17 protein-coding genes are annotated in these 23313 nt (G+C 76.4%); 10 read left to right on the top strand and 7 right to left on the bottom strand.

All coding sequences use genetic code 11. From position 1 onward, the window contains the following. Window positions 1-8: 8 nt before the first annotated feature. The gene (locus GNZ18_RS32615) at window positions 9-968 is read left to right on the top strand and encodes an aldo/keto reductase (protein WP_312874882.1); all 960 of its coding nucleotides are present in this window, start codon (window positions 9-11) and stop codon (window positions 966-968) included. 74 nt (window positions 969-1042) lie between these two features. On the opposite strand, the gene GNZ18_RS32620 is transcribed toward GNZ18_RS32615, so the two are convergent. Next, the gene (locus GNZ18_RS32620; protein WP_216651514.1) at window positions 1043-1750 is read right to left on the bottom strand and encodes a nucleotidyl cyclase domain-containing protein; all 708 of its coding nucleotides are present in this window, start codon (window positions 1748-1750) and stop codon (window positions 1043-1045) included. 416 nt (window positions 1751-2166) lie between these two features. Here GNZ18_RS32620 and GNZ18_RS43850 point away from each other — a divergent pair, with 416 nt between their 5' ends. The 5 genes from GNZ18_RS43850 (at window position 2167) to GNZ18_RS32645 (ending at window position 7835) form a co-directional block, all read left to right on the top strand. Continuing rightward, window positions 2167-3936, top strand: coding sequence for a sensor histidine kinase (locus GNZ18_RS43850; protein WP_173390953.1), 1770 nt, complete (start codon window positions 2167-2169; stop codon window positions 3934-3936). Beyond that, on the top strand, window positions 3927-4598 hold the full coding sequence (locus GNZ18_RS32630) for a response regulator transcription factor (RefSeq protein ID WP_156220495.1): 672 nt from the start codon (window positions 3927-3929) through the stop codon (window positions 4596-4598). Before GNZ18_RS43850 ends, GNZ18_RS32630 begins: the two co-directional genes overlap by 10 nt. Window positions 4599-4768: 170 nt before the next feature. Further along, window positions 4769-6529, top strand: coding sequence for a sensor histidine kinase (locus GNZ18_RS32635; protein WP_156220496.1), 1761 nt, complete (start codon window positions 4769-4771; stop codon window positions 6527-6529). A gap of 99 nt (window positions 6530-6628) precedes the next feature. Beyond that, window positions 6629-7519: an FHA domain-containing protein gene (locus GNZ18_RS32640; protein ID WP_156220497.1), complete on the top strand. Its 891-nt coding sequence runs from the start codon at window positions 6629-6631 to the stop codon at window positions 7517-7519. A 76-nt stretch (window positions 7520-7595) separates the two neighbouring features. Further along, the gene (locus tag GNZ18_RS32645; protein ID WP_156220498.1) at window positions 7596-7835 is read left to right on the top strand and encodes a hypothetical protein; all 240 of its coding nucleotides are present in this window, start codon (window positions 7596-7598) and stop codon (window positions 7833-7835) included. Between the two features lie 106 nt (window positions 7836-7941). Here the strand turns inward: GNZ18_RS32645 and GNZ18_RS43855 are convergent, their stop codons facing one another. From GNZ18_RS43855 to GNZ18_RS32670, 5 genes are all read right to left on the bottom strand, one after another. Next, window positions 7942-10230, bottom strand: a complete 2289-nt coding sequence (locus GNZ18_RS43855) for an FHA domain-containing protein (protein ID WP_156220499.1) — start codon at window positions 10228-10230, stop codon at window positions 7942-7944. Next, complete coding sequence (locus GNZ18_RS32655) at window positions 10227-12047, bottom strand: protein kinase domain-containing protein (protein WP_156220500.1); 1821 nt, start codon at window positions 12045-12047, stop codon at window positions 10227-10229. Before GNZ18_RS32655 ends, GNZ18_RS43855 begins: the two co-directional genes overlap by 4 nt. 252 nt (window positions 12048-12299) lie before the next feature. Beyond that, the gene (locus GNZ18_RS32660; protein ID WP_156220501.1) at window positions 12300-13934 is read right to left on the bottom strand and encodes an ABC transporter permease; all 1635 of its coding nucleotides are present in this window, start codon (window positions 13932-13934) and stop codon (window positions 12300-12302) included. Next, a complete protein-coding gene (locus tag GNZ18_RS32665) occupies window positions 13931-14884 on the bottom strand; it encodes an ABC transporter ATP-binding protein (RefSeq protein ID WP_308166434.1) in 954 nt (317 codons plus the stop codon). The genes GNZ18_RS32660 and GNZ18_RS32665 overlap by 4 nt, the downstream gene beginning before the upstream one ends. Next, window positions 14853-15557: a TetR/AcrR family transcriptional regulator gene (locus GNZ18_RS32670; protein WP_173390954.1), complete on the bottom strand. Its 705-nt coding sequence runs from the start codon at window positions 15555-15557 to the stop codon at window positions 14853-14855. Before GNZ18_RS32670 ends, GNZ18_RS32665 begins: the two co-directional genes overlap by 32 nt. A 118-nt stretch (window positions 15558-15675) precedes the next feature. Between GNZ18_RS32670 and GNZ18_RS32675 the strand changes: the two genes are divergently transcribed. Genes GNZ18_RS32675 through GNZ18_RS32690 form a run of 4 tightly spaced genes read left to right on the top strand, consistent with a single transcriptional unit; the run spans window position 15676 to window position 22018 of the window. After that, window positions 15676-16746, top strand: a complete 1071-nt coding sequence (locus GNZ18_RS32675) for a FecCD family ABC transporter permease (protein ID WP_312874883.1) — start codon at window positions 15676-15678, stop codon at window positions 16744-16746. Next, a complete protein-coding gene (locus GNZ18_RS32680; RefSeq protein WP_156220504.1) occupies window positions 16743-17768 on the top strand; it encodes a FecCD family ABC transporter permease in 1026 nt (341 codons plus the stop codon). The genes GNZ18_RS32675 and GNZ18_RS32680 overlap by 4 nt, the downstream gene beginning before the upstream one ends. After that, on the top strand, window positions 17765-18574 hold the full coding sequence (locus GNZ18_RS32685) for an ABC transporter ATP-binding protein (RefSeq protein WP_156220505.1): 810 nt from the start codon (window positions 17765-17767) through the stop codon (window positions 18572-18574). The genes GNZ18_RS32680 and GNZ18_RS32685 overlap by 4 nt, the downstream gene beginning before the upstream one ends. A gap of 30 nt (window positions 18575-18604) precedes the next feature. Further along, complete coding sequence (locus GNZ18_RS32690) at window positions 18605-22018, top strand: non-ribosomal peptide synthetase (protein ID WP_312874884.1); 3414 nt, start codon at window positions 18605-18607, stop codon at window positions 22016-22018. A gap of 10 nt (window positions 22019-22028) precedes the next feature. Here GNZ18_RS32690 and entS read toward each other — a convergent pair whose 3' ends face one another. Further along, a complete protein-coding gene (gene entS / locus GNZ18_RS32695; RefSeq protein WP_156220506.1) occupies window positions 22029-23282 on the bottom strand; it encodes an enterobactin transporter EntS in 1254 nt (417 codons plus the stop codon). Window positions 23283-23313 lie beyond the last annotated feature (31 nt).

The following is a 23313-nucleotide window of genomic DNA, read 5'->3' on the forward strand; positions in this document are numbered from 1 at the left end:
GGAACACCGTGTCCACCAGCATTCCCCGCCGCCGCCTCGGCGCGGCCGGCCCCGAGGTGGGGGTCCTCGCCCTCGGCTCCTGGCACACCTACGACCGGATGGACTTCGGCGACGCCGTCGCGATGCTCCGCCACGCCGTGGACGCCGGTATCAACATGTTCGACGTCGCCGTCTACGGGATGCCCGGCCACCCGCCGGTGTTCACCGACGTGCTGTTCTCGGCGATGGTCCGCGCCGCCGGGATCGAGCGCGAGGACTACCTGCTGTCGGCCAAGCTGTGGCTGGAGGGCTATCCCGAGCACTCCATGCGCGACCAGCTCACCAACGCGCTGTTCCGCGCGGGCGTCGACCACGCCGACGTCGCCGTCCTCGGCGACATCCGCAGCGACGACCTGGACCTGCGCAAGCTCGCCGAGGACCTCGCGGAGCTGGAGCGCGAGGGCCTGCTCGGCTGCTGGGGCGTCAACAACTGGTCGGCCTCCACGATCCTGGAGATCCGCGAGCACGCGCTCGCCGCCGGGTCGCCCGGCCCGCAGCTCGCGCAGCTCAAGTACAGCCCGTGCCGGCGCGCCATCCCCGACGGCGAGCCGTTCGAGGCCGTCTTCGCGGCGGGCGTGTCGATGCAGGCCTCGGACGTGCTGGAGGGCGGCATCCTCGCCGGCAAGTCCGGCGCGTCCCGGCAGATCGGACGCGACCCGGGCGAGATCCGCCCGCGCATCCAGGACGCCGCGAAGGGCATCGCGGAGCTGGCGAAGGAGCTGGACGCGACCCCCGCGCAGCTCTGCATCGCGTTCACGCTCACGCACCCCTCCACCAGCACGGTGCTGTTCGGCTCGACCAGCCTGGAGCAGCTCACCGCCAACATCGCCGCGCTGGACGTCCTGGAGCGGGTGGGCGCCGACCGCCTCCGCTCGCTGATGGAGCCGTTCTGGGTCGACCGCGGCATCGTGGACCCCGAGGGTCCGTAACCGCGGTCTCACCGGGCTCCCGCGGGCCGGCGGGGGCCCGGTGTCCAGACCGCGCGCGTTTCCGGCGGGCGTGCTCAGCCGAGCGGGCGCGCCCCGCCGCGCGGGGGCCGCGGGACGTCGCGCAGCCAGCCCCGGTGCCGCCTGCCCGTGAGCTCCAGCCGGACCAGCGGATGGTAGGCGCGCGCGTCGATCCCCTCGTAGCCGTGCCGGACGATCGACTGGTAGATGTCCTCCGACACCACGAGCACCAGCGGCGCCCGCGCCGCCCGCAGCGCGTCCTTGGCCTCCGGGCAGTCCAGCAGCCGGAACGCGACGTCGAGCGCCTCCCCGAAGCTGCCCCGCCCGTCGCTCTGCACCTCACCGGCATGCACGACGACACGGATCCGCATCCGCCGGTCGCGTTCCGGGTCGGGCGCCGGCCCCGTGTTGTGCTCGGCCAGCAGCTCCGCCAGGATCGGCACCACCGGGTGCAGCAGCAGCGTCTTCGGCACCTCGTCCAGCGGGCGGACGAGGACGAGCGCGCCGTCGCCCCGGTCGACGAACTCCTCCCGGTGGCGCTCCTCGATGCCCGCCCGCGCGAACGCCTCCTCCAGCAGCCGGTACAGCGTCCGGCGCAGCTCGGCCTTCACCGGGTCGGTGCGGCTGGTCGAGCCCTCGATGTCCACCGCCATGATCGTGCGGTAGCGCGGGCGCACCCGCGCCGGGGGAGGCGGGCGCCGGGCCCCGCCCCGCGCCGCCTTCGCCATCGTGATGACCGCCGCCGCCTCCATCTGGTGATCCATTCCCCCGTGCTCCTTCCCGTGCTCCCCATGGACAACTGATTCGAGCGTCGCAAAGCCCAGTGGTCTCGGCAACCCAGGCGAACCCGGGCCCGTTCCCGGGGTTTTCCCGGTTATTCGGCGCCGCTTTTCGACGGCGGGGAAATGGCGGGCGAATTCGCCCTGTCCCATGGGGCGCGTTCCGGGTCAAGGGGAACGGGTCCCGAATCCGGCCGGGACAGGGCACACGGGAGCCCGCCCGCGCCGCGCATCGATCGGATAACACCGCTCGCGGCGGCCTCCGGCGTCCATGACACTTCGGGCAAGCCCGCGGACGCGGACGGTGACGGCGCGCCCGCACCCGGGAAAGCACGGGTCCGACCCCCGTGGGTTTCCGGTGGCACGACCGGCCCGCCGTCCCGAACATGGAGAGGGTGGTCGTGGTGATTTCCGGTCCGCGGCGGCGCCGCACGCCCCCGTGGTTCGGTCCGGAGGCGAGGCGCGCCCTCGTCGCCGGGCTCGCGGTGGCGGTGCTGGCGCTGGCGGCCGGATGGCCGTACTGGCGCGGCCACCCGGCCGCCGCCGCGGTCACGCTCGCCGTCTGCGCCGCGATCGCGGCCGAGGGCGTGCTGCTGGCGACCGGCGGGCGCACCCGCCGGACGGGCCTCGCGTTCGTGACCGCCGCCGCCGCGTGGGCGCTGAACTGGTTCGCGAGCTGGGACGCGGGGGCCGGCCCGATGGTCTCGCCGTACGCGCAGGCCGGGTTCTACCTCGCGCTCGGCGTCGGCGTGCTGCTGTACCCGACCGGGCGGCTGGAGTACCTCGCCGACCGGGTCTGGACCGCCGTCGCCTGCGCCGTCCTCACGGCGTGCCCGACGGCGATGTGGCTGACCTCCGAGCCGGAGTGGGCGGCGTTCCGCGGCGACTCGGTGTGGTGGCCCGCGCCGTTCCCCGACCTCGGGCTGTTCCGCGCCGTGCTGCGGGTGTCGTCCGGGCTGTACCTGCTGCTCGCGCTGTCGTTCGCCGTCGTGCTGCTGCTCCGGCTGTCCCGGATGGGACGGCTGGGCCGCGTCCTCGCCCTGCCGGTGACGATCGCGCTGGCGTTCGTCGGGGTGTCGGCGGCGCTGACCCAGAATCCCGTCATGGAGGCGTCCGTCTCGCTGGACGCCCTCCTCGACGTGTACGCGGTGCAGGGCGCGGTCGCCGGGGTCGTCCCGCTCACGCTGCTGGCGTCGGGGCTGCGGGTCAGGCTCGGGGAGCTGTCGGTCGCGGGCCGGATGCTGCGGCTGACGGCGCCGGTGACCGTGGAGCGCGTCCGCGACGCCCTGCGGGACGTGCTGCACGACCCGTCCCTCGACCTGTGGTTCTGGGCGCCCGCGGAGGGGCTCTACGTCGACACCGGCGGGCGCCCCGCGGACCTCGCCGGGGACGCGGCGCCGGGCCGCTGGCGCCGGACGGTGCTGACCGCGTCCGGCGACCCCCTGGCGGTCGTGGAGCTGGGCGGGGCGCTGCGCGACCACGGCTCGCTCGTCGAGGCGGCGCTGGCGGCGGGCGGCCGCGCGCTGGAGAACGCGCGGCTCCAGGCGACCGTGCACGCCAACCTGGAGCAGGTCCGCTCCGCCTATGAGCGCCTGGTGCGGGCCGAGGCGGTTGAGCGCGAACGGCTGGCCCGCGACCTGCACGACGGCGCGCAGCAGCGGCTGCTGGCGCTGGGGGCGATGCTCGGCACGCTGGAGGCGGTGAGCGCCGACGGAGCGGTGCGCGAGCACGCGCGGACGTGCCGGGGCGAGCTGATGGAGGCGCTGGCCGAGCTGCGGGCGCTGGCCCGGGAGGTGCGTCCGGCGCTGCTGGTGCAGGGCGGCCTGGCCCCCGCGCTGGAGGTCGTCGCCGAGCGGATCGGCACCCGCGTGCGGCTGGAGGTCGCGCCGGGGCGCTACTCCAGTGAGATCGAGTCGACGCTGTACGCGGTGCTGTGCGAGGCGATGTCCTACGCTGTCGAACGCGCGGGGGCGGCGAGGGTGACCGTGCGGGTGCGGCCCGAGGGGGCGCGGCTGGTCGCCGAGGTCAGCGACGACGGCGGGAGCCCGGGCGACCCCGCCGCCGACCTGGCGGGCCTGTCCGGGCGGATCCGGGCGCTGCGCGGGCAGGTGAGTGTGGACGGGGATCCCGCGAGGGGCACGACGGTGAGGATGGTCCTGCCATGCGAGTAGCCGTGGCCGAGGACAGCGGGATCTTCCGGCAGGCGCTGGTCACCCTGCTCACCACGGTCGGCATCGAGGTCGCGGTGTCGGCGGCGTCGGGGGAGGAGCTGCTGGCGCGGGTGGCGGGCGACCCGCCCGACGTCGCGATCGTGGACCTGCACATGCCGCCCACCCACACCAACGAGGGCGTGGTCGCGGCGCGGCGGCTGCTGGAGCGGCACGAGAACCTCGGCGTGCTGGTCCTGTCGGCCTACAACGAGACCCCGCAGGCGATGGAGCTGTTCCGCGACCAGCCGCGCGGCGTGGGGTACCTGCTGAAGGACCACGTCACCGACGTCGACAACCTTCGCTCGGCGCTGGAGCGGGTGATGCGCGGCGAGGTCGTCATCGACCCGGACGTGGTGAGCCGCCTGGTCGAGGCGAGGCACCGCGAGCATGAGCTGGCGCGGCTGTCGGAGCGGGAGCGCGGCGTGCTGGCGCTGATGGCCGAGGGGCACTCCAACGCGGGCATCGGCAGGCGGCTGCACCTGTCCGCGCGCACCGTCGAGGACCACGTCCGGTCCATCTTCACCAAGCTCGGCATCACCTCCTCCGCCACCGGCGGCCCCCAGGACAGCAACAAGCGCGTCCTCGCGGTCCTGACCTGGCTGCGCGCCGCCGAACCCCGCTGAGCGTGCGTCGTGCGATCGCGCGCATCAATCGGGTAACGGGCCTTCGCGTGAACCGGCGGTCTCGGGAAGACTGACGGTGCGAGCCCGGTCGCTCATGGTGACCCGCTCGCGGCCCCCGCCCTCCCGTGTGCCGAGGTCCCTGCGCGGGCCTCGACACGGAAGGGGCCCCGGTGAGGTCCGAGCCCGGAGGGCGGCTGCCGCTGTGGTTCGGCGCGCGGGTGCGCCGCGCGGCCGGCGCGGGCGCCGCCGTCGCCGCGGGCGCGGTGGCCTGCGGCTGGCCGCACTGGCGCGATGCCCCGGGCGCCGCCGCCGTCACGGTGGCGTGCTGCGGCGGGTTCGCGGTCGCCGGCGGCGTGCTGGCCGCCGGGCGCTCCGGCCACCGGACCGGGCTGCTGTTCACCGTCGCCTCGGCCGCCTGGGCGGTCACCTGGACCGCGAGCTGGGACGCCGGTGCCGCGCCGCTCGTCTCGGTCTTCGCGCAGTCGGTGTTCTTCCTCGCGATCGGCGCCGGCGTCCTGCTGTACCCCTCGGGGCGCCTCGGCGCCGCCGCCCGGCTCTGGACGGCCGCCGCCGCGCTGGTGCTGCTCGGCGGGCAGGTACTGCTGTGCGTCACGTCCCGCCCCGAGTGGAACGGCTTCGCTCCCACCGTGATCTGGCCCGCGCTGTTCCCCGACCGCGCGGTCTTCGACGGCTCGCTGCGCGTGCTGACGGGCTCGCTGGTCGGCCTCGGCGGGTTCCTGGTGGCGATCCTGCTCGGACGGCTGCCGCGCACGAGCCGCCTGGAGCGCGGGTTCACCGTTCCGGTCATGGCCGCGATGGCGGTGGCCGCCGCGGGCGCCGTGGCGGGCCAGGGGTCGATCGCGGGCGGCGGCGTCCGGCTGGAGGACGTGCTGCGCGTCTACCTCGTCCAGGGCGTCTGCGCGACCGTGCTGCCGCTCGCCTTCCTCGCCACCACGCTGCGGAGCAGGCTCGCGGAGCTGACCGTCGCCGAGCGCATGCAGCGGCTCGCCGACCCGCTGACCGTCGTGAAGGTCCGCGACGCGTTGCGCGGCGTGCTGCGCGACGACACCCTCGACCTGTGGTTCTGGGCGCCCGGGGACGGGGCCTATGTGGACGGGGCAGGGCACCGGGTCCCGCCGTATCCCGGGGGCCCGGGCCGCTGGCGGCACGAGGTGCGCACGTCGGGCGGCGCGCCCCTCGCGACCGTCGAGCTGGCGGCCGCGCTCCGCGACCACGCGCCGCTCGTGGAGGCCGCGCTGGTCGCCGGGGGACGCGCGCTGGAGACCGTGCGGCTCCAGGCCACCGCCCAGGCGCACCTGGAGCGGGCCCGCGCCGCGCGGGAGCGCCTCGTCCGCGTCCAGGCCGCCGAGCGGGAGCGGCTCGCCGCCGACCTCCAGCGCAGCGCCCGGCGGCGGCTCCGCGCGCTGGAGGCGATGCTGGCGGCGCTGGAGGCGGCCGCCGGCGAGCCCTCCGCCCGCGACCAGGCCGCCGCGTGCCGCCGGGAGCTGGCCGAGGCCGTCGCCGAGCTGGACGACCTGGCGCGCGGCGTCCACCCGGCGATCCTCGCCGACGCGGGCCTCGGCCCCGCGCTGGAGCTGGTCGCGGCCCGCGCCCCGGTGCCCGTCCGGCTCGACCTGCCCGCCCGCCGCTTCCCGCCCGAGATCGAGTCGACGCTGTACTTCGCGCTGTGCGAGGCGGTCGCGAACGCCGTCAAGCACGCCCGCGCCGACCGCGTCGACCTGGAGGTCCGCGCCGGTCCCGAGCGGATCGTGGCCCGCGTCCGCGACGACGGCGTCGGCGCGGCGGCGCCGGTCCCGGGCGGCGGCCTCGCCGGGCTCACCGACCGCGTCGGCGCGCTGCGCGGCCGGGTGCGCATCCAGAGCCCGCCCGCCGCCGGGACGATCCTCACGATCACCCTGCCCATCCGGTGATCCCGGGCGTCCGGGTCCGGCCGCGCGGGCGCGCCGACCGCGCCGACGGGGGATGCTCGGCCCACGTACCCGTACGGACGGACGAGCTGCGAGGACGCGATGCTGAACCCCGACACCGCCGAGGACGGCGAGGACGACGGCGCGGTCGAGGTGAGCGGTCCGGAGGGCCCGCCGCGCCGGATGCGGCCGGGCGAGCGGCTCACCTTCGGCCGGGGCCCGGACGTCGACCTGGCGTTCGGCGAGCGGAACCGCTGGATGTCGCGCCGCGTCGGGGAGATCACGGTCGAGGCCGGCGGCGTGCGCCTGGTCAACCTCAGCGCCAAGCACGCGCTGGTCGTGGAGGCCGGGACGGTGGGGGAGGACCCCGCGCGGACCCGTCCCGAGCCGGTGCGGCTGCGGCCGAGGCTGCCCGGCGACCCGGCCGAGGCGTGCGTGCTGACGGCCGGGAGCGCGCTCGTCGGGTCCGCGCTGATGATCCGGGAGAACCGGGCCGTGCACGTGCGGCTGCCGGGGCCCGGGCCGAGCGGGGAGCCCGTGCTGCCGGCCCCGAGCGGGAGCCGGTCGAGCACGGTCGCCGGGATCACGATGAACCCCGAGACCCGCCAGTTCATGGTCGCGCTGCTGCTGTGCGAGCCGTGGCTGCGGGACGCCGCGCGGGTGGCGCGGCTGCCGACCGTCCCCGAGATCGGCAGGCAGGCGCTGGAGCTGACCGGGGCGCACTACCTGCTGCGGGTGGTCGACCGGGAGCCCCGCCTCCAGGAGCTGCTCGCCGGGAAGGTCAACGACCATCTGAAGGCGCTGCTGAAGAAGCTGGTCGCGCGGACGCTGCTGCCCGCGGAGGGGACGGTCGGGCACACCGCCGTCGCCTCGGCCCTGATCCACTACGACGTCCTCGGGCACCGCCACCTCGCGCTGTTCGAGGACGCGTACTGGCTGCGCGTACAGGCCAACAAATGGTCCACCTGCATGGACGACGCGTCCACTCCCTGATCCGGGAGCGGCGGGCGGGGCCCCTCCCGGCGGACCCTGGGACGCGTCGGAACGGGCGAACCAGCAGGAGGAGACGATGTTCCGGAGAATCCGGATCCGCCGGGTCCACGGCGCCGCCGCCGTCATCGCGGTCGACCTGCTCACCCGCGTCGGGCTCATCGCCGCGGCCGTCGCGATGGCCGCCGGAGCGGGCGGCGCAGCCTTCCCCCTCGGCCACGCGTACTGGATCGTGGCCGCGCTGAGCGCGGTGCCCCGCGCGGGCGTCGTGGTGCACGTCGACCGCGAGGCCGGGCAGCGGGTGCAAGGGGACAGGTGAGAGGGGACAGGTGAGGAACGGTGGCCGGGCGCCCGTCCCGCTCGGGCTCCCGGCCACCGTCGTCTTCGGCGCCACCGTCGTCTTCGCCGCTACGCCGTCTTCGCCGCTACCGGCGCAGCCTCCGCAGGGTGAGGAACGCCGCGAGGCAGCCCTGGGCGGCGAGGACGAGCAGGCACAGCGCCCAGACGTGCGCGCTGTGCCCCCACAGCGCGTCGGGGCCGCCGTCGCCGCGTCCGAGGTCGACGGTGGAGGCGAGCGCCGCGAAGCCCCACCGCGCGGGCAGCAGGACGGCGGGCCCCGCCAGCAGCGGCTCGCCCGACAGCGGGACGAGCCCGCCGCACAGCGGGAGCTGCAGCGCCGTCACGGCGGCGACCACCGGCAGCGCCCACTCCGGCGCGGGCACGTGTACCGCGACCGCCATCCCGGCCAGGGCGCACACGACGCCGGTGAGCGCGAGCGCGACGGCGACCTCCGGCGTGGCCAGGCCGAGCAGCGCCGCACCGGACGGCCCCGGGCGCACGGCCCGCAGCAGCACGACGGCCAGGGCCGCCTGCGCCGCCGCCACGCCGCCGAACACCGCGGCCTTGGCGAGCAGGTACGCCTCGGGCAGCAGCCCGGCGGCCCGCTCGCGCGCGTACACGGCGCGCTCGGCGGCCAGGTCGCGCGCGGCGGGCAGCGCGGACGCCGCGGCCGTGCCGAGCACGAGCACCAGCAGGACGCGGCGGGCCCCGCCGCCCGGGACGGCGAGCCCGGAACCGTCGCCGACGCCGAGCGCGAGCAGCACCAGCAGCGGCGCGACCAGCGCGAGCAGCGCCGTGCCCGCCGGGTCGGCGGCCATCAGCCGGAGCCGCCGCCGCGCGAGGACCCGCGCGTCGCGCAGGGCGCGGCGCCGCACGGCCGGGTCGCGCACCACGGCGCCCGCCGGGACGGCGGGCGGCGGCGGAGGCTGCGGGGCGGCCCCCTCCAGAAGCCCCGAGCGGGCCTCGGCGACCTTCGCCAGGTGGTCGAACACGTCGGCCCACGCGGTGGAGGCGAACCGGCGGCGCAGCCCGGACGGCGGCCCGTGGTAGGCCTCTCCGGCGCCGGGCGCCAGCACCAGCACCGAGTCGCAGCGGTCCAGCTCGCAGGGCTCCCGGGTGGTCAGCACGACCTGCCGGCCCGCGTCGGCGAGCCGCCGCAGCAGCCGTACCATCTCGCGCGCGCGGCCGGGGTCCAGGCCCGCGAGGGGCTCGTCCACCAGCAGCAGCGACGGGTCGGTGATCAGCTCGCAGGCGATCGCGAGCCGGCGGCGGCGGTCCTCGTCCAGCGCCGACACCCGCAGGCCCGCGTGCTCGCCCAGTCCCGTCTCGGCGAGCACGCCCGCGACTGCCGCCGCGCGCCCGGCGCCGCCGATGTCGCGGGGGCGGCGCAGCTCGGCGGCGTAGGACAGCACCTGCCGGACGGTGAGCCGCGGATGGCTCTCGGCCTCGTGCGCCACGACCGCGATCCGCGCGCGGACCTCGGCGTTGGCGTGCACGTCCTGGCTCTCGTAGCGGACGCGGCCCGCCGCCGGGCGCCGCCGTCCCGCGAGCAGCGACAGCAGCGTCGTCTTGCCGCAGCCCGCGGGCCCGACGACCGCCAGCAGCGACGGGCCCGCCAGCCGCAACGTCAGGGCGGGCGCGGGCGGCTCGCCGCCGCCCGCGCGCCGCGCCGGGGGCAGCACGGCCAGGCCCGACGCCTCCAGCCCCGTGTCGGGGGTCGCGGGCAGGAAGTGCAGCCGGTCGGCGATCCGGACGAACCGGGTGCGCCCGCACGTCAGCACGTCCCCGTCCCGCAGCGGCGCACGGGTCGCGCGGTCGCCGTTGACGAACGTCAGGTTGGCGCTGCCGAGGTCCTGGACGACGTGTCCGCGCGGCCCGAGCACGATCCGCGCGTGGGCGCGGGAGACGAGCGGGTCGTCCAGCACGACGGTGTTGCTCCGGCCGCGACCGATCGACAGGCTCCGGCCGAGCGGCACCGGCTCGCGGGCCACGCCCTCGGCGCCGGCCGCCTCGTCGAGGTCGCCGGTCGCGGCGGGGCCCGCCGGGTCGGCGACGAGCTCGACGACCGGGCCGTCGCCCGCGTCCCCGAGCCGGACGGCCAGCCCGGCGCCGACGGGCCGCACGGTGAGCCGCGCCCCCTCGTGCCAGGTGCCGTTCTCGCTGTCGAGGTCGCGGACCACCCACCCGCCGCCCGCGCCGTCGCCCCGCACGAGCTCCAGGTGCCGCCGCGACACCCGCGCGTCGGCGAGGACGACGTCGCATCCGGCGCCGCGCCCGACCAGCACCCGGTCGCCGGCGGCGAACTCGCGGGCCCGCCCGGCGGCGGTCACGGTGAGCCGCCCCCGCCGGTCCCGCCGGTCCCGGGGCGCGCTCACCCGCCCGGCAGGGTCGGGGTCGGCGACTCGGTGGAGGGCGGCACGTACCCCGCCGCCGCGACGAGCTGGGCGTCGCCGAGCACGAGCGTGCCGCCGTCGCACCGGGACGCGTCGCCGCCGCTGAACGTCCACCGCAGGGTGAGCCGCAGGACGCCGCGCACGTCGACCTCCAGGTCCTGGGACTTGCCGAGCGTGGTGGTGATCGACTTGAGCTTGCGGGCGTCGCCGTAGAACTCGACGGTCACCTGCGCCTTCGCGGCGGGCGAGTTGTCGTCCAGGCCCGCGAGCCCCTGCAACCGGGTGTAGTGCTGGCCGAGGTCGTACTCGACGCTGCCGGTCTCGTTGCCGCACGGCGAGCCCTCGACGCCGATCGCGTGGAGCTGCGGGTGGCCCGACAGCCGGAGGTTCGCCGCCTCGGTGCCGGTCCTGACCGTGTCGCCGGCGCTGGGCTCGATGTCGGCGAGGTACTGGATCGCCTGCTTGGAGGAGACGGTCAGCTGCAGCGTGGTGGGCAGGTCGGCGCCGGGTTTCGGGTCCTGGGCGAGGACGACGCCGTCGGGCGAGCCGGACGGCGCGGCCTCCCGGCGGATCTGCACGCCCACCGACGGCGGCAGCAGCGCGCGGGCCTGCGTCTCGGGCATCCCGACGAGGTCGGGGACCTGGTTCGGCCCGTAGGAGGCGCGCGCGCTGCTGGGCGGCGGCGACTCCGGTGCCGGGCCGTCCCCGCTCTTGGCGACGGTGGTGGGGCCCGGACCGGGGCCCGTGTCCGAGCCGGGGTCGCGGGTGGCCGCGTACGCGCCCGCCGCGACCGCGCAGACCACGGCCGCGGTGACGGCGGCGATGGCGAGCGTGCGCCCGCGCCGCCCGCGCCGCCCGCCCCGGCGGCCCGCGGGCTCGGTGCCGCCGGAGTCGCGGCCGGGGTTGCGCATCGACAGCGCGGTGTCGGCGTCGTGCAGGGCGGCGACCGGCGCGGGGGGCTCGGTCAGCGTCTCGGCGGCGGGCACGGCCTCCAGGTCGCGGGCCAGCGCCTCCAGCAGGATCGCGACGCGCCCCGCGGGGGCCGGGCGGGCCGCCGGGTCCTTGGCGAGCAGCGCGACGATCAGCTCCCACAGCGCGCCGGGCATGCCGGGCGGCCGGCCGGGCGCGCTGTGCCCGTGGTGCTGGAGCATGACCAGCGTCGAGCGGTCGGCGAACGGCGTCACGCCGCAGCACATCTCGTAGAGCATGATGCCGAGCGCGTACAGGTCGGTGGCGGGCGTCGGAGGCTGGCCGTCCGCCAGCTCCGGCGCGATGTAGGGGGCGGTGCCGACGAGCATCGTCGACTTGCTGCCGGTCTGCTCGGCGATCCGCGCGATGCCGAAGTCGGTCAGCCGGACGGCGGGCGGCGTCCGCCGTCCGTCCAGCAGCACGTTCTCGGGCTTGACGTCGCGGTGCACGACGCCCGCGTCGTGGACGGCCGCCAGCGCCGAGGCGGTCTCGGCGGCGACCGCGCAGGCGTCGCCCGGCCGCATCGCGCCGTGCGCGGCGAGCGGGGCGCGCAGGTCCGAGCCCTCGACCAGGTCCATCCCGAGGGCGAGGGTCGCGCCCTCCACGACGAGGTCGTGCACCCGCACCAGGTGCGGGTGCACGACGCCGCTGAGGATCGAACCCTCCCGCAGGAAGCGGTTCACGGTCTCCGGATCGCGCGCGAGGGTGTCGTGCAGGAGCTTGAACGCGAGCCGCTCGCCCTCATGGGTCCGCCCGCGCCACACCTCGCCGGTGGCGCCGCGCCCGATCACCTCTTCGAGGATGTACTTGCTGCCCAGAGGGCCTTTCACCGCGGGACTCCTAGGAATTGCCGGGCCGGAGGGAGCCAGAACGCGGCAATTCTCGCACCGCCGCCGTTTTCCCCGGTGACGTTCCGTGGTCCCCGCCGCTGCGCTGACCGACTGCGGTCAGGAGCGTGCTAATTAATTCCTACTTTCAGAGATAAGTCAGGCACTTGGGGGAGTTAAGGAGAACGCGGTCAAGATCCTTTCTTCTTGACGATCTTTCCGGCGATCTTTTCCGCGATCTTTCCTGAGGGCATTTCAGCCGATGTCGCGGCGGCGGAAGGCGAGCAGCCCGGCCGCCGAGGCGGCCAGCGCCACGGCGGTGAGGGAGACCAGCGGCAGCGGGGAGAACGTGCCGCCCGGCACGTTGGGGGTGTGGGTGAAGGGCGAGACGTCCATGACGGGCTGGGGGAGCTTCAGCACCGGTCCCATCTGGCCGAGCATCAGGCACACCGCGAGCACGCCCCATCCCGCCTGCGCGGCGCGCGGCAGCAGGCCGAACAGCAGGACGGTCACCCCCGCGACGACCCACACCGCCGGGAGCTGCGCGAGCGCGGCGCCGAACACGCGGGGGAGCTGGCCGCCGAGGTCGCCCGAGCGCAGCCCGTGCGCGGAACCGACGGCGAGGCCGGTCAGGGCGAGCATCACCACCGTGCCCGCGACGGTGACGGCGAGCTGCGACACCGCCCACCGCAGCCGGCCGACGCCGGTCGCGAGCACCGGTTCGAGCCGCTGCCCCGCCTCCTCGGCCCGCAGCCGGAGCACGCCCTGCACCGCGTACGCGGCGGTGAGCAGCGCCATCAGCCCCATCGCGGTGGACAGGAACGCGTCGACGATGTCGTCCTGCCGGCCCAGCTCGCGCAGGCTCTTGAGGGTGGAGTCGCTGTCGCCGACCAGGTCGCTCACCCCGTCGGCGATGCCGCCGATCGCGAGGCCGTACACGAGGAACCCGGCCGACCAGCCCACCAGCGAGCCGCGCTGCAGCCGCCACGCCAGCGCGAGCGGGGTGCGCAGGGACGGCGCGGCGCGGGACGGGCCGGGGCCCGGCGCGAGGATCCCGGCGCCGAGGTCGCGGCGCTCGATCAGCGCGTACGCGGCGGCCGCCAGCAGCGCGAACGCCACCAGCGGCAGCGCCAGCGCGGCCCACTGCTCGTCCGCGTAGGGCCGCACCCGCTGGGCCCAGCCGATCGGTGACAGCCACGCCAGCCAGTGCGCCGACCCGACGTCGCCGAGCCCGCGCAGCAGGAAGCCCGTCCCGAGGACGGCGAGCGCCAGCCCGTTGGCCAGCCGGGACGTCTGGGCGACCTGCGCGGTGACCGCCGCGACGCCCGCGAACACCATCCCCGCCCCGAACCAGGCCAGGCCGAACGCCACCGCGCCCGCCGCCGGCGCCCCGAAGGCGATCATCACGGCCGTGGCCAGGACGGCGAGCGTCCCGGCGGCCGTCGCGGCGACGAGCAGCGCGGCGGTCAGCGGGGCGCGGCGGCCGACGACGCCCGCGCCGACCAGTTCGAGCCGCCCGGTCTCCTCCTCGGCGCGCGAGTGCCGCACGACGAGCAGCACGCACATGAGCCCGACCAGCGCGGCGCCGGTCGCGCCGGTCTGCCATGCCGCGACCCCACTGGCGGTGTGCTCGTTGAGCACCGGCCCGTACATCGCCTTCGTGGACGGGTTGTCGTTGATCCCCCGTGCGAACTTCTCCAGTGCCCCGGGCTCGTCGTAGCCGGTCCGGAAGCTGTACATGGAGCTGGACACGAGCGCGGTCAGCGCGTAGATCCACGCCGGGAGCATGATCCGGTCGCGGCGCAGCCACATCTTCACCAGCATGCCGGTGCCGGCGAGCCGACCGCCCTCCCCGGCGGCGGGCGCGGGCGCGAGGGTGACGGCGGTCATGACGCCTCCGCGGGGGCGAGGTCGTCCTGGTAGTGGCGCAGGAACAGCTCCTCAAGCGTGGGCGGGCGGCTGGTGAGGCTGCGCACTCCCGCCGGGGTCAGCCGCTCCAGCAGCGTCCCGAGCCGGTCGGTGTCGACCTCGCAGCGGACCCGCACGCCCGGCCCCTCCAGCGGGCGGACGTCGAGGTCCTGGACGCCGGGCAGCCCGGCCAGGTCGCCGGGGTCGCCGGCGAGGTCGGCGGTGACGGCCGTGCGGGTCAGGTGCCGCAGCTCGTCCAGCGTGCCGGTCTCGGCGGTGCGGCCCCTGCGGATGATCGTGACCCGGTCGCACAGCGCCTCGACCTCGCTGAGGATGTGGCTGGACAGCAGCACCGTCCGGCCCGCGTCGCGCTCCTCCTGGACCGACGTGCGGAACATCTCCTCCATGAGCGGGTCGAGGCCGGAGGTCGGCTCGTCCAGGATGAGCAGCTCCGCGTCGGAGGCGAAGGCCGCGACCAGCGCGACCTTCTGCCGGTTGCCCTTGGAGTAGGCGCGGCCCTTCTTCTTCGGGTCGAGCTCGAACCGCTCCAGCAGCAGTTCCCTGCGGTCCTCGTCGAGCCCGCCGCGCAGCCGTCCGAGCAGGTCGATGACCTCGCCGCCGGTCAGGTTCGGCCACAGCGTGACGTCGCCGGGGACGTAGGCGAGGCGGCGGTGCAGGGCGGTGGCGTCCTGCCAGGGGTCGCCGCCGAGGAGCCGCGCGGTGCCCGCGTCGGCGCGCATGAGCCCGAGCAGGACGCGGATCGTCGTGGACTTCCCGGCGCCGTTCGGCCCGAGGAAGCCGTGCACCTCCCCGGTCCGCACCGTGAGGTCCAGCCCGTCGAGCGCGCGGGTGGGGCCGAACGTCTTGACCAGGCCGGCCGCCTGGATCGCGTCGGTCGCCTCAGCCGTCGTGGGGGTCGTCGCGTGGGTCACCGTCATCTCCCTTCGCGGCCATCGCCGCCTCGTACAGGTCCAGCCCGGCGTGCGCGCGGGCGACGCTCTCCCGGCTCAGCAGCCGGTCGTCGAACACCTCCAGCACCGCTCGGCGCAGCGGCGGTGCCCCCTCGACGGTCAGCGTGTCGGTGCCGATGACCCGGGAGAGGTGCTCGTGCAGCACGACGACGCTCACCGACATCGCGGCCATGGCCGCGGAGTAGACGTGCAGGTCGCGGGTGGTGGGCGCGGCGACGCCCGCCGGCGGGTCCGCCAGGTACCGCTCGGTCATCTCGACCAGGTCGTCGAACAGCTGCGCGGCGGCGGGCGAGCCGTCGACCAGCGCGCGGGCGAGGTAGCGCCGCACCGGCAGGTCGGCCCGCAGCATCGCCTCGTGGAACCCCGGGTCGCCCGCCGCCTCGCTGGTCGACTGCGCGCTGAGCCGCCGCAGGACGTCGAGCGCGTACGCGTCGCACGCCTCGCGCAGCGCGTCCTTGGACCCGAAGTGGTGCTGGACGAGGCCCACCGACACCCCCGCCGCCTCGGCGATGCCCCGGAACGTGGCGCCCCTGATGCCGTGCTCGGCGAACTGGAGGAGCGCGGTGTCCCGGATGCGGGCGCGGGCCGTGAGGTCCTCCGAAGCCGGGGCCCCGCCCCGGCCGGTCGTCGTCATGTTCCCCCCTTCCAATACGTCTGTATGGCAAGCAATATGACTGTATACCATACGAGCGTATTGGAACAGGGTGTGACAGGGTCTTCAGCGGCGAGTTAGCTTAGGCTAGCCTTATCGCGTGCTGTCGTCCGTGCGGAGAACCCCCGTCCCACGCCCCGGAGGCCCCGGGGGCCGCGCGGGTCCGGCGGCCGTCCCGCGCCGCGTCCTGCGCTGGGGCGGGCTGGGGCTGCTCGCCGCCGCGCTGCTGCTGACCGCCGCCGCCAGCCTCGCGATCGGCGCCGAGCACGTCCCGCCCGGAAAGGTCGTCTCCGGCCTGCTCTCGCCCGACGACTCGCAGTCCTCACTGATCGTCCGGGAGCTGCGGCTGCCCCGCACGCTGCTCGGCCTCGCGGTCGGCGTCGCGCTCGGCCTGGCGGGCGCGGTGATGCAGGCCCTCACCCGCAACCCGCTCGCCGAACCCGGCATCCTCGGCGTGAACGGCGGCGCCGCGCTCGCGGTCGTGGCCGTCATGAGCGCGTTCCGCGTGGACGAGGTCCTCGTCTACGTGTGGGCGGCGTTCGCCGGTGCGGCGGGCGCGGCGGCCCTGGTCTACCTGGTCGGCGCGCGCGGCCGGGGCGGGGCGTCCCCGGCGCGGCTGGTGCTGGCCGGCGCCGCCGTCAACGCCGTGTTCACCGCGCTGACCGCCGGGCTGATGCTGCTCAGCCCGCGCACGTTCAACGGCTTCCGGTTCTGGCAGGTCGGCTCGCTCGGCGGGCGCGGCATGGACGTCCTGCCCCGCGTGCTGCCGTTCATCGCCGCCGGCACGGTGCTGGCGCTGCTGCTGGCCCGGCCGCTGAACGCGCTCGGCCTCGGCGAGGACGCGGGACGCGCGCTCGGCGCGCGCCCCGGCCGCACCCGCGCGCTCGGCGCCGTCGCGGTGGTGCTGCTGTGCGGGTCGGCGACGGCGGCCGCCGGGCCGATCGCGTTCCTCGGCCTGGCCGTCCCGTTCATCGTCCGCGCGGCCGTCGGCCCCGACCAGCGCTGGGTGCTGCCCTACTCGCTGCTGCTCGCGCCCGTCCTGCTGCTCGGCGCCGACATCGCCGGACGCGTCGTCGCCCCGGGCGAGCTGGAGACCGGCATCGTCACCGCCTTCCTCGGCGCGCCGCTGTTCATGCTGATGGTCCGCAGGGGAAGGACACGCGACCTATGAGCCGGACCCTGCGGGCCGGGGGACTGTCGCTGCGCTTCGAACCGCGCTCCGCGCTGGTGTGCGGGGTGCTGGCGCTGGTCGCGGCGGGCGCGGCGGTGCTCGTCGTCGGCTCGGGCGAGTTCCCGATCCCCGCCTCCGACGTCGTGCGGGCGCTGCTCGGGCAGGGCGACCGGGCGACCGAGTTCATCGTCACGACGCTGCGGCTGCCCCGCGCCGTCACCGGGCTGCTCGCCGGGCTCGCGCTCGGGCTGAGCGGCGCGGTCTTCCAGAGCATGTCGCGCAACCCGCTCGGCAGCCCCGACCTCATCGGGTTCACCACCGGCTCGGCGACCGGCGCGCTGCTGCAGATCCTGGTGTTCGGCGGCGGCGCGGTCGCGATCACGGTCAGCTCGGTCGCGGGCGCGGTGCTCACCGCGCTCGCGGTCTACCTGGTCGCCTACCGCCCCGGTGGCGGCGGCGTGCACGGCGTCCGGCTGGTGCTGATCGGGGTCGGCGCCGCCGCGATGCTGGAGGCGCTGAACTCCTACCTCATCACCCGCGCCGAGCTGCGCGAGGCCTACGAGGCGGCGTTCTGGCTGACCGGGAGCCTGAACGGGCGCGGCTGGGAGCAGGCCGTCCCGCTCTCGATCGCGCTGGCGGTGCTCGTGCCCGCCGCGCTCGCGCTCGGCCGCCCCCTCGCGATGGGCGAGCTGGGCGACGACGCGGCGCAGGCGCTCGGCGTGCCCGTCCAGCGGACCCGCGCGCTGCTCGTCGTCGTCGGGGTGGGTCTGGTCGCCGCCGCGACCGCCGCCGTCGGCCCGGTCCCGTTCGTCGCGCTCGCCGCGCCGCAGCTCGCCCGGCGGCTGACCCGCCGCGCGGGCGCGCGGCTGCTGCCCGCCGCGCTGACCGGCGCCGCGCTGCTGGCCTGCGCCGACCTGATCTCGCTGCACCTGCCGGTCGCCGTGCCGGCTGGCGTCGTCACCGGCGTGCTCGGCGGCGCCTACCTGGCGTGGCTGCTGTCCACCCGGAAGGGGACGACATGACGAGGCTCCGCGCGGACGCCCTCACCCTCGCCTACGACCGGCGCGTCGTCGCCGAGCGGCTCGGGGTGGAGATCCCCGACGAGTCGTTCACCGTCATCGTCGGCCCGAACGCGTGCGGGAAGTCGACGCTGCTGCGGGCGCTGGCCCGGCTGCTGCGCCCCCGCGAGGGCACGGTGCTCCTGGACGGCGCGCCGATCTCCGCGCTGCCGCCCAAGCGCCTCGCGCGCCTGCTCGGGCTGCTTCCGCAGTCGTCGATCACACCCGAGGGCATCACGGTCGCCGACCTCGTCGCGCGCGGCCGCTACCCCTACCAGGGGCTGCTGCGCCAGTGGTCGCGCGAGGACGAGGGCGCCGTCGCCGAGGCGCTGGAGGCGGTGGGCGTCGAGGACCTCGCCGACCGCGTCGTGGACGAGCTGTCCGGCGGCCAGCGGCAGCGCGTCTGGCTCGCGCTCGTCCTCGCCCAGCGGACGGGCATCCTGCTGCTGGACGAGCCGACCACCTACCTCGACATCGCGCACCAGGTCGAGGTGCTCGACCTGTGCTCGCGCCTGCACGAGGAGGGGCGCACGCTCGTCGCGGTGCTGCACGACCTCAACCACGCCTGCCGGTACGCGACGCACCTGATCGCGATGCGCGACGGCGAGATCCGCGCGCAGGGCCCGCCGGGGGAGATCGTCACCGCCGGGCTCGTCGAGGAGGTGTTCGGGCTGCCGTGCCGGGTCATCGACGATCCGGAGACCGGCACGCCGCTGATCGTCCCGGTCGACCGGCGGCGGGCGTTGACGCCGAAAAACCCCCTCAATTAGGTTAGCCTTACCTAATTCGAGGGGAGTTCCGTGCTGACCTGGGAAGAGCTGCAGAGCGCGCTGGCCGAGGTGCTCGACGAACCCGCCGGGCCCGGCGACAACCTCATCGAGCTCGGGATGGACTCGATCCGGCTCATGCAGTTGACCGGCCGGCTGCGCCGCCGCGGCGTCGAGGTCCGCTTCGCCGAGCTGGCCGAGCGCCCCACGCTGGCCGAGTGGTGGGACCTGCTCACCGAACGCGGCCAGGCCGAGCCCGCGGCGGGCCCGCCGCCGGGCACCGATCCCACGGACGCCGGCCTCTCCGACATCGACCTCTCCGACATCGACCTCTCCGACATCGAGCCGGGCGAGCCGTTCCCGCTCGCGCTCATGCAGCACGCGTACTGGATCGGGCGCGACTCGGGCCAGGCGCTCGGGTCGGTGGCCGCGCACCTCTACGTCGAGCTGGACGGGCGGGCGATCGACCCGGCGCGGTTCGAGGAGGCCGTGCGGGCGCTCGTCCGGCGGCACCCGATGCTGCGCGTCGCCGTGCTGGACGACGGCACGCAGCGCGTCCTGCCCGAGCGGCCGGGCCCGGCGGTCACCGTCCACGACCTGCGCGAGGCCGCGGACCCGGACGCGGAGCTGGAGCGGATCCGCGGGGAGATGTCGCGGCAGCGGCTGCCCATCGAGGAGGGCCGCGTGTTCGACGCGCGGCTGAGCCTGCTGCCCGGCGGCACCGCGCGCCTGCACCTGGACGTCGACATGGTGGCCGCCGACGCGATGAGCTACCGCGTCCTGCTGGCCGACCTCGCCGCGCTGTACGCGGGGGAGTCCCTCGCCCCGATCCGGTACGGCTACGCCCGCTACCTCGCCGACGACCCGCGCGCCGAGGCCCGCGAGGCCGACCGGCGCTGGTGGGCCGGGCGCCTCGCCGACCTGCCGGGCCCGCCCGAGCTCCCGGTCGTCGCCGAGCCGGGGAACGAGGTCGAGCGCCTGCACCACCGGCTGTCGCCGGAGGACAAGGACCGCCTCCTCGCCCGCGCGCACGCCGAGGGCGTCACGCCCGCGATGGCCCTGGCCGCCGTGTTCGCCGAGGTCGTCGGCGCGTGGTCGGCGACGCCGCGCTTCCTGCTGAACCTGCCGCTGTTCCACCGCGAGCCCGTGCACCCGGACGTGGACGCCGTCGTCGGCGACTTCACCGGCTCGATCATGCTGGAGGTCGACCTCACCGCCGAGCTGCCGTTCGCCGAGCGGGCGCGGGCCGTGCAGGCGTCGCTGCACACGGCGGGCGCGCACAGCGACTACTCGGGCCTGGAGGTGCTGCGGGACCTGTCGCGGCTGCGCGGCGAGCAGGTCCTCGCGCCGATCGTCTACACCAGCGCGCTGAACCTCGGCGAGCTGTTCGGCGGCGCCGTCCGCGAGCGGTTCGGCGAGCCCGGGTGGATCATCTCGCAGGGTCCGCAGGTGCTGCTGGACGCGCAGGTCACCGAGGTGTCGGGCGGGCTGCTGCTCAACTGGGACGTGCGGCGCCCCGCGTTCCCGGACGGCGTCGCCGAGGCGATGTTCGCCGCCTACACCGCCGCGATCACCAGGCTCGGCGCGTCCGGCGCCGACTGGGGCGAGCCGCTCCGCGTCGCCGCGACGCCGGAGCAGCTGCGCGTCCGGGCGGCGCTCAACGCCACCCCGGCGCCGCCTCCCCGCACCCTCACCGAGGGCTTCTTCGACCACGCGCGCCGCACGCCGAGTGCGCCCGCGCTGCACTGGGGCGACGGCGGCACGCTGACCTACGGCGAGCTGGCCGACCGCGCCCTGCGCGTCGCGGCCGGCCTCGCCGCCGGGGGCGTCCGGCCCGGTGACCGCGTGTCGGTCGAGCTGCCGAAGGGCCCCGACCAGGCCGCGGCCGTGCTCGGTGTCCTCGCGGCGGGCGCCGCCTACGTCCCGATCGGGGCCGGGCAGCCCGCCGCGCGCCGCGCGCGGATCCGCGCGGGCGCGGCCGTCGCCGCGTCCATCACCTCGGGCGCGGTTCCGGAGGTCGAGCCCGCGGCGGGGCCGGTCGGGGCGCGTCCCGAGCAGGTCGCCTACGTGCTGTTCACGTCCGGGTCCACGGGCGAGCCGAAGGGCGTCGAGGTGTCGCACGGCGCCGCGATGAACACCATCGGCGACCTCACCGCCCGGTTCGGGCTCGGGCCGGGCGACCGCACGCTCGCGGTCTCGGCGCTCGACTTCGACCTGTCGGTGTTCGACCTGTTCGCGCCGTGGTCGTCGGGCGGGGCGGTGGTCGTCCCGGCCGAGGACGAGCGCCGCGACGCCGCGCGCTGGGCGGAGCTGGCGCGCCGCTGGTCGGTGACGGTGCTCAACTGCGTCCCGTCCGTCCTGGAGATGCTGCTGCGCGCCGGCACCGACCATGCCGGGAGCCTGCGGCTGGTCCTGCTGGGCGGCGACTGGGTGGGCACGCACCTGCCCGGACTGCTGGCGGAGCGCGCGCCCGGCGCCCGGTTCGCCGCGCTCGGCGGCACCACCGAGACCGCGATCCACTCGACCGTGCAGGAGGTGGCGGGCGAGGTCCCGGCCGACTGGCACGCCGTCCCGTACGGGGTGCCGCTGGGCGGCGTCGCGTGCCGGGTCGTGGACGAGGCGGGCCGCGACCGCCCCGACTGGGCGACGGGCGAGCTGTGGATCGGCGGTGCGGGCGTCGCGGACGGCTACACCGGCGACCCCGCCCGCACCGCCGACCGGTTCGTCGTCCACGAGGGCGCCCGCTGGTACCGGACGGGCGACCTGGCCCGCTACCGCCCCGGCGGGACCCTGGAGTTCCTCGGCCGCCGCGACCACCAGGTCAAGGTGCGCGGCTTCCGGATCGAGCTGGGCGAGATCGAGGCCGCGCTGCGCGAGCACCCCGCCGTGACGCGGGCGGTCGCGTTCCTCAACAGGGGGAGCCTGGCCGCGGCGGTCGTGACCGGCGGGGCCGAGCCGGACCGCGAGGCGGTCCTCGCGCGCGCCCGCGACCTGCTCCCCCCGCACATGGTCCCCGAGCTGCTGCTCACGCCGGAGGCCCTCCCGCTCACCGCCAACGGCAAGGTCGACCGCGCGGCCCTCGCCGCGCTGGCCGCCGCCGAGACGGGGGAGGCGGCGCACGTCGAACCGCGCACGCCGCTGGAGAAGGTGTTCGCGCGGATCGTGGCCGAGGTGCTGGGGGCCGAGCGCGTCGGCGCGGACGCCGACTTCTTCGCGCTGGGCGGCGACTCCGTCCTCGCCACCACCGTGGTCGCGCGGCTGCGGGAGGCGCTTGACACGGCGGCGGCGCCCGTCCGCGTCCTGTTCGCCGAGCGGACGGTCGCGCGCGTCTGCCGCCGCCTCACCGAGCTGGAGGAGGCCCCCGGGCGGCTGGAGGCCGTCGCGTCCATCTGGCTGGAGGTCGAGGCGATGACGGAGGCCGAGGTCGAGGCCCGCCTCGCCCCCTGAGCGGTGCCCGTCAGGCGGCGGGCTCGGGATCGGAGCCCGGGGCGAGCGTCGCGGTGCGCAGGCCGGTCAGCGTGAGGGCGAGGGCCAGCGCGAGCGCGGCGCTGACCGTCCCGTAGAGGACGATGGCGGGGCCGGGGGCCAGGTAGCGGCCGAGGACCCCGGCCCCGAGCGCGCCGACCGCGCCGCCGCCGGTCTCCTGCGCCGCCCACAGGGCGTTCACCCGCCCGAGGTGGGAGTCGGGGGTGTGCGACTGGATGAGCCCGTAGCGCAGGATCTCCTCGATCGACGCCACGAACCCGTACCCGAGCAGGATCGCGACGGCGGCGCCCGGATGGCGGGCGAGGCCGAGGCACGCGAGCGCCGCGAAGCCGCTGACCGACGCGACGAGCAGCGCCCGCCCCGGCGCCCGCAGCCCTCCCGCCCACCCGCTGGTCACCGACGCGAGCACCGCCCCGCACGCCGGGGCCGCGTACAGGAGCCCGACCGTGGTGGCGCCGCCGTCCAGGCCGCGCGTCGCGAACGCGGGCATCAGCACCGGGATGCCGCCCGCGACCATGAACAGCAGCCCGAGCAGCATCAGCGACCCCACCACCCGGTGGGACGCGACGAACCGGAACCCGCCGGCGATCGCCTTCAGCGGGTGGCCCGCCGCGTCCTCCCCGCTCGGCTTGAGCACGGGGAGGGAGGTCAGCAGGCCGAGCGTCCCGAACGTGCCGGCGGCGGCCGCCGCGTAGTTCCACCCGACGCCGAACGCCGACACGACGAGCCCGCCGAGCGCCGGGGAGGCCATCGACCCGAGCCGGACGGTCAGCGCGTTCAGCGCGCCCGCCGCGACGAGCTTGTCGGGCGCGACCAGCGCGGGCGTCGCCGCGAGCAGCGCCGTGACGCTGACGCCGGTCGCGAGCCCGTCCCACGCCGCGAGGACGTACAGCGCCGCCGCCGACGGCGACGGCAGGAACGCGTTGAGGGTCAGCAGCGCGAACCCGACCCCCGCCGCCGCCCGCGCGCGCAGCATCAGCCGCCGCCGGTCGTGCCGGTCGGCGAGCACCCCGCCCCACAGGAACCCGGCCAGCAGCGCGGCGCCCTCGGCCGCCGACACCGCGCCGACGTGTACGGTCGAGCCGGTCAGGTCGTAGACCTGCACGGGCACCGCCACCATCAGCATCCCGATCCCGAACACCGAGACCGTGCGGGCGATGAACACGTTCCGGAAGGGCCTGCTGTCGCGCAGCGGGCCGATGTCCATCGCAAGGCGCCTGAGCATCGTCGGGGTTCTCCTCCGCCGGGGGGATAGC

This window comes from Actinomadura litoris (assembly GCF_009733595.1).
Taxonomy (GTDB): Bacteria; Actinomycetota; Actinomycetes; order Streptosporangiales; family Streptosporangiaceae; genus Spirillospora; species Spirillospora litoris.